The 700-nt window shown below is 64.3% G+C and carries 3 protein-coding genes; all 3 read left to right on the forward strand.

Annotated elements, in window-relative coordinates; translation table 11 throughout:
- Window positions 1-150: ComF family protein (locus tag JCM25156_RS26470; protein ID WP_034961524.1), on the forward strand; the 150-nt coding region annotated here is incomplete at its 5' end.
- Window positions 151-225: 75 nt separating this feature from the next.
- Complete coding sequence (gene grxC, locus JCM25156_RS19305) at window positions 226-486, forward strand: glutaredoxin 3 (RefSeq protein ID WP_025814446.1); 261 nt, start codon at window positions 226-228, stop codon at window positions 484-486.
- Between the two features lie 22 nt (window positions 487-508).
- The coding region (locus JCM25156_RS28315) for a DUF1178 family protein (protein ID WP_025814447.1) at window positions 509-700 on the forward strand (192 nt) is incomplete at its 3' end.

A 700-nucleotide genomic window follows, 5' to 3' on the forward strand; every position in this document is an offset into this window, starting at 1 on the left:
ATCGCGGGGCGGCATGTGATCGTGGTGGATGATGTCATGACCACCGGGGCCACGCTGGCCGCCTGCACGGACGCCCTTCTGGCGGCGGGGGCGACGCGGGTCGATGTCATTGCGGTGGCGCGTGCCTGTGGCCAGCAGGAACAACAATAGGATAAGCTGGACGCAATGCTCCGTTGCACGCAAGTTGGAACGGATAGACCACCACACCAGCCAAGTGAAGGTTCCATGCCTGCGATCGACATTTACACCCAGCCGGGCTGCCCCTACTGCATCCGCGCCGTGCGCCTGCTGATGCAGAAGGACGTGCCGTTCAATGAGATCAATGCCCCGCATGGCAGCCCGGAACGCACGGAATCGGTTCGCCGCTCCGGTGGCCGCACCACCGTGCCGCAGATTTTCATCGACAATACGCCCATCGGCGGCTGTGACGACCTGATGGCGCTTGAACGCACGGGCAGGCTTGACGCCCTGCTGGGCAGGAACTGACAGGGTAAAACGCGGAGAGGGCATGATCCGGTATCAGCTACGCTGCGGCGCAGGACACGAATTCGAAGGGTGGTTCCCCGATAGCAGGGCGTTCGAGCGCCAGGCCGAAAACAACCTGCTCGCCTGCCCGCAATGTGGGGATGGAAATATCACGCGCGCGCTCATGGCGCCCGCGGTCCACACCAGCGCCGCACCCGCGCCCGCACGGGAATCA

This window comes from Komagataeibacter kakiaceti JCM 25156 (genome assembly GCF_000613305.1).

Bases quoted from the DNA above. Each gene is read 5' to 3' on its own strand.
- grxC (WP_025814446.1), top strand. From the start codon at position 226: ATGCCTGCGATCGACATTTACACCCAGCCGGGCTGCCCCTACTGCATC.